At 73.5% G+C, this 5,551-nt stretch carries 5 protein-coding genes; all 5 read left to right on the top strand.

Annotated elements, in window-relative coordinates:
* Nucleotides 1-244 precede the first annotated feature (244 nt).
* Nucleotides 245-1,513 carry an aspartate aminotransferase family protein gene (locus BG452_RS28865; protein ID WP_317621275.1) on the top strand — a complete coding sequence of 423 codons (1,269 nt, stop codon included), beginning with the start codon at nucleotides 245-247 and terminating at the stop codon, nucleotides 1,511-1,513.
* A gap of 70 nt (nucleotides 1,514-1,583) precedes the next feature.
* Nucleotides 1,584-2,216, top strand: a complete 633-nt coding sequence (locus tag BG452_RS28860; RefSeq protein ID WP_188307290.1) for a sigma-70 family RNA polymerase sigma factor — start codon at nucleotides 1,584-1,586, stop codon at nucleotides 2,214-2,216.
* A gap of 46 nt (nucleotides 2,217-2,262) precedes the next feature.
* Nucleotides 2,263-3,264, top strand: coding sequence for an NAD(P)-dependent oxidoreductase (locus tag BG452_RS28855; RefSeq protein ID WP_188307289.1), 1,002 nt, complete (start codon nucleotides 2,263-2,265; stop codon nucleotides 3,262-3,264).
* Between the two features lie 35 nt (nucleotides 3,265-3,299).
* Nucleotides 3,300-4,571, top strand: coding sequence for an adenylosuccinate synthase (locus tag BG452_RS28850; RefSeq protein ID WP_188307288.1), 1,272 nt, complete (start codon nucleotides 3,300-3,302; stop codon nucleotides 4,569-4,571).
* A 40-nt stretch (nucleotides 4,572-4,611) separates the two neighbouring features.
* The gene (locus BG452_RS28845) at nucleotides 4,612-5,202 is read left to right on the top strand and encodes a phosphoribosylaminoimidazolecarboxamide formyltransferase (RefSeq protein WP_188307287.1); all 591 of its coding nucleotides are present in this window, start codon (nucleotides 4,612-4,614) and stop codon (nucleotides 5,200-5,202) included.
* Nucleotides 5,203-5,551 lie beyond the last annotated feature (349 nt).

Genomic DNA, 5,551 nt, shown 5'->3' with positions numbered 1-5,551 from the left:
CTGGGTCGCGCCCGGCACCGCCGTCGCCCTGGCCGGGCCGTACTTCACCGCGGACTCGCCGACCGGCCCCGCGCACTGACCCGGCCCCGCGCACTGGCCCGCCCGTCGCCCACCTGACCCCTCGCATCCGGCCCGGCGCGCCGGCCGGCGATCCGCCACACGCCGCGCCGAGCGCACCTGTGCCCCGCCCGATTGTTCCCCGCCGATTCCGAAGGCCGTCCAGGCCCGTCCCGAAGGGTTGCCCGTGAACACCGAGAAGTCCGCCGCCCTGTACACCCGCGCGGTCGAGGTCATGCCCGGCGGCAACAGCCGCACCGCCGTCTACAGCTCGCCCTACCCCGTCTACGTCCGCTCCGGCAGCGGCGCCCGGGTCACCGATGTCGACGGTGTCGAGCGGATCGACTTCCTGAACAACAGCACCACGCTGATCCACGGCCACGCCCACCCCGAGATGGTCGAGGCCATCGCGGCGGCGGTCGGCCACGGCACCAGCTTCGGCATGCCCACCCCGGTGGAGGTCGAGTACGCCGAGGCGCTGTCGGCCCGCAACGAGACCTTCGAGCACGTCCGCTTCACCAGCTCCGGCACCGAGGCCGTGATGATGGCCGTCCAGGCGGCCCGCGCCTTCACCGAGCGCCCGAAGATCGCCAAGATCGCCGGCGCCTACCACGGCGCCTACGACGCCGTCGCGGTCAACAACGACGGCTCGGGCAACCTGATCAGCCACGCCGTCACCGGCAACCCCCAGGGCGTCGTCGGCAACACCGTGGTCATCCCGTTCAACGACCCGGAGGGCTCGCTGGAGGTGCTGCGCCAGCACGCCGACGAGCTGGCCTGCGTGCTGATCGACCCGGTGCCGTGGCGGATCGGCCTGCTGCCCGCCAGCAAGGAGTGGCTGGACGCGCTGCGCGAGTTCTGTGACGCCAGCGGGGCGGTGCTGATCTCCGACGAGGTCGGCTCCTACCGGGTCGGCTACCACGGCGCCATGCAGCTGCTCGGCGCCGAGGCCGACATCACCGTCCTGGGCAAGGTCATCGCCGCCGGCATGCCGATCGGCGCCGTGGCCGGCCGCCGCCGCTTCATGAGCGTCTTCGACCCCAGCAAGGGCAAGCCCGCCCTGCCGCACTCGGGCTCGTACAACGCCAACCCGGTCAGCATGAGCTCCGGCATCGCCGCGCTGCGCCTGCTCACCCCGGAGGCGCACGAGCGGATCGGCCAGCTCGGCGAGCAGGCCCGCGCCGGGATGCGCGCCGCCCTCACCGAGGCCGGCCTGGACTGGGAGGTCAACGGCCTCGGCTCGCTGTTCCGGGTGGTCGCCAACAGCGCCCCCGCCGGGTACGACAGCGCGGCGACCGCGATGAAGGCCCTGTACTGGAAGCTGCTGGACAACGGCATCCACCTCGGCGACAGCGGCCTGGGCTGCGTCTCCACCCCGATGGGCGAGGAGGAGATCGCCGAGTACTCCGTGGCCTTCGCCAAGAGCCTGGGCCAGGTCCTGGCCGAGGGCCGCTGACACGAGCCTGCGTCCGGTGCGGGGCCGCGACCGCGGCCCCGCACCGGAACAGCCCTGGGAGGCAGCACCGTTGTCCCGCCCCGTCCAAGAGCGAGAACAAGCACCCGACGAGCAGCACGACGAGCGGTTCGAGAGCCAGCGCCCCCGGCTGCTGGCGCTCGCCTACCGGCGGCTCGGATCCGTCGCCGAGGCCGAGGACATCGTCTCCGAGGCGTGGCTGCGCTGGTCCGCCGCGACGAACATCGAGAACCATGCCGCGTTCCTGGCCACCGTGGTCAGCCGGCTGTGCGCGGACCACCTGAAGTCCGCGCACGCCCGGAAGGTCTCCTACGTCGGCGCCCTGGTGCCCGAGGAGGCCCTGCCGAGCGTCGGCGAACCACACGAACTGGTCGGTGACGAGGACGCGTTGCGCGGCCGGATGACCTGGCTGCTGGAACGCCTCAGCCCGGCCGAACGCGCCGTACTGCTGCTGCGCCGCGCCTTCGACTACAGCCACCGGGAGATCGCCGCCGCACTCGGCATCAGCGAGGCCTACAGCCGCAAGCTGTACGGCCGGGCCTGCGACCGCCTCGCCGCCGACCGCTCCCGCTTCACCCCCGCGCCCACCGAGCGCACCGAGCTGACCCGGCGGTTCCTGGCCGCCAGCCGCGGCGGCGAACTCAAGCCGCTGGAGCACCTGCTCGCCGCCGCCATGGCCGCGTGACGCGGCACCACCACCCTTCCACCCCCCTGCCTGAGGAGACCCCGCCATGCGACCCACCGTGGTCCTGATCGGCTCGATGTACGCGCCCGAAGCCGAGGAACTGCTGGAGCAGCACGCCGACGTCCGCCGGGTGGACGACCAGGACCGGCCGGCGATCCTCGCCGCCGTCGCCGGGGCGCACGGCATCGTGGCCCGCTACCCCGCCCGGATCGACGCCGAGCTGATCGCCGCCGCCCCGAACCTGGTCGCCGTCCTCTCCAGCGGCCGCGGCGTGGACAACATCGACCTGGACGCGGCCAGCGCGGCCGGCGTCGTCGTCGCCAACAACCCCGGCCTCGGCGGCAAGCCGGTCTCGGAGCACGCCCTCGGCCTGCTGCTGATGGTCACCCGCGGCCTCACCGCGATCAGCCGGGACGGCATCGAGAAGGCCTGGGACGCCCGCCTGACCGCCCACCGGGTCGAGCTGACCGGCAAGGTGCTCGGCATCGTCGGCCTCGGCAACGTCGGCGGCTGGATGGCCCGCCGGGCGCACGGCGGCTTCCTGATGCGCGTCCTCGCCTACGACCCCTACGTCTCCGCCGAGAAGATGGCCGAGGTCGGCGCCGAGAAGGTCGAGACGCTGGAGGAGCTGCTCTCCCGCGCCGACTTCGTCACCTGCCACCCGGAGCTCAACGACGAGACCGAGCAGATGTTCAACGACAAGACGTTCGCGCAGATGAAGCCCGGCGCGTACTTCATGAACACCTCGCGCGGCCGGGTCGTCGACGGCGCGGCGCTGGCCCGGGCACTGCGCAGCGGCCACCTCGGCGGCGCGGCCCTGGACGTCTACGAGGACGAGCCGCTGCCCGCCGACAGCGAGCTGCTGGACATCGAGAACCTCGTGCTCAGCGCGCACATCGCCGACTTCACCGTGGAGACCAAGCGGGCCCTGGCCCTCTCCGCCGCCACCCAGCTGCTGCTCGCGCTGGAGGGCAAGCAGCCGCCGGCCGTCCTCAACCCGGACGTCTGGGGCCAGGCGGCCGAGCGCCGCCGCGCCCTGCTGGCCTGACCACCGTACCGACGCCGAGCTGAGGGAGTTTCGTCGTGCTGAAGGCAATCGTGGGCCTCAACTGGGGTGACGAGGGCAAGGGAAGAATGGTCGACAACCTCTCTGCCGAGGCCGACTACACGGTTCGCTACCACGGCGGCAGCAACGCCGGTCACACCATCCACACGGACCGGGGCAAGTTCAAGCTGCACAGCCTGCCCAGCAGCGTGCTGCGCCCCACCGTGACCGGCGTGCTGGGCCCCGGCATGACCGTCGACGTCGAGGGCTTCCTGGGCGAGTTCGAGGCGATCCGGGCCGAGGGCGTGACGGCCGACCGGCTGCTGGTGGCGGACGCCGCCTCGGTCTGCTTCCCGTTCCACCGCGACCTCGACGGCGCCGAGGAGGAGCGGCTCTCGGACGGCCGGTACGGCTCGACCCGGCGCGGCATCTCGCCGGCCTACGGCGACCGGGTGATGAAGAAGACCCTGCTGGTGCGGGAGCTCTTCGACCGGGAGAACCTGCCCGCCCGGCTGGCGGCCGTCCTGGACTGGGCGAACGAGCGGCTGGTGCGGGTCTACGGGCGGGCGCCGCTCTCCCTCGACGAGGTCACCCGCTGGGCCGCGGACGTCGCCGAGCGGCTGGAGCCGCACGTCGTCGACGCCACCGACCTGCTCGGCAAGGCCCTGGACGACGGCGCCACCGTCATCGCCGAGGGCCAGCTCGGCGCCCTCAAGGACCTGTACTACGGCATCTACCCGTACACCACCTCGTCGACCTGCCTGGCCGGCCACGCGCCGGTGGGCATCGGCGTCCCGTGGGCGCGGGTGGACCGCACGGTCGGCGTGACGAAGGCCTTCTCCTCGTGCGTCGGCGCCGGGCCGTTCGTGACGGAGTTCGACGAGGAGCGCGCCGACCGGCTGCGCCGCCAGTGGGGCGAGTACGGCTCCACCACCAACCGGCCGCGCAGGCTGGGCGCCTTCGACGCGGTGGCGACCCGCTACGGCGTGCGCGTCCAGGGCGCCGACGAGGTCGCCGTCACCAACCTGGACCAGCTCAGCGGCACCGGCGAGCTGGACCTGTGCGTGGCCTACGAGCGGGACGGCCGCACGGTACGGGAGTTCAGCCCCCGGCCGGCCGAACTCGAGGCCAGCACCCCGGTGTACGAGACCCTGCCCGGCTGGGACGAGGACATCTCCGGCGTCCGCAGCTACGAGCAACTCCCGTCCGGCGCCCGGCAGTACGTCGAGGCGATCCAGGAGCTGCTGGGGGTGCCGGTGCGCCACGTGTCGGTCGGCTCCCACCGCGACGCGCTGATCGAGATCAAGTAGACGACCACTCAAGGACGACCACTCAAGGAGGATCGCTGACATGCTGGCCGTACTCGCGGTGAGCGACAAGCGGAACATCGAGCCGCTGGCCGCCGGACTGCTCCGCCTCGGCTGGAGGGTCGCGGCCACGGAGGGCACCTACCGGCTGCTGCGCGACGCGGGCCACCGGGTCGAGAACATCGCCGACCTGGCCGGCGTCCCGACCCTGCTGGGCGGCCGGGTCAAGACCCTGACCGTCTCCGTGATGGGCGGCATCCTGGCCCGGGAGACCGAGTCCGACCTGCGGGAGATGGCGGAGTACGGGATCCCCCGGATCGACCTGGTCTGCAACAACTACTACCTGCTGCCCGAGCCGCAGCCGGGCCTGGAGCCGGCCGGCTTCCGGGAGAAGGTCGACGTCGGCGGGCCCGCGATGCTGCGCGGGGCGGCGAAGAACTTCGAGCACGTCATCCCGCTCAGCGACCCGGACGACTACGACGAGGTGCTGAAGCTGCTGGAGCAGGGCGACGGCCGGCCGGACGCCGTTCCGGTGGAGCGCCGGCTGGCGCTGGCCGGCAAGGCGTTCCGGATCAGCAGCGCGTACGACGCCTCGGTGGCGGAGCTGTTCGAGGCGAGCGGGGGCCGGTCGTGACCGGACCGGTGCTGGTCTACCAGCTGCCCGAGGACCTGCTCGCCGGGCCCGCCGCCGGGATCGTCGGGGGGGGGGGGGGGGGGGGGGGGTGAGGGGGGGGGGGGGGGGGGGGGGGGGGGGGGGGGGGGGGGGGGGCGGGGGCGGGGGGGGGGGGGGGGGGGGGGGGGGGGGGGGGGGGGGGGGGGGGGGGGGGGGGGGGGGGGGGGGGGGGAGGGGGGGGGGGGGGGTGGCCGGGCGCGCCGCCCGGGGGTGACAGTGTGCCCGAACATCCGTGCTCGGTGTTACGTACCAACGGGCGGTCGGATCACGGGCCCGTGGACCGTGCGTCACGGCCGGATTACGGTCGTAG

This window comes from Streptomyces sp. CBMA123, assembly GCF_014596465.1.
Lineage (GTDB): Bacteria > Actinomycetota > Actinomycetes > Streptomycetales > Streptomycetaceae > Kitasatospora.
The sequence above is the reverse complement of the archived record's forward strand: the minus strand, read 5'-3'. Positions and strand labels throughout refer to the sequence as shown.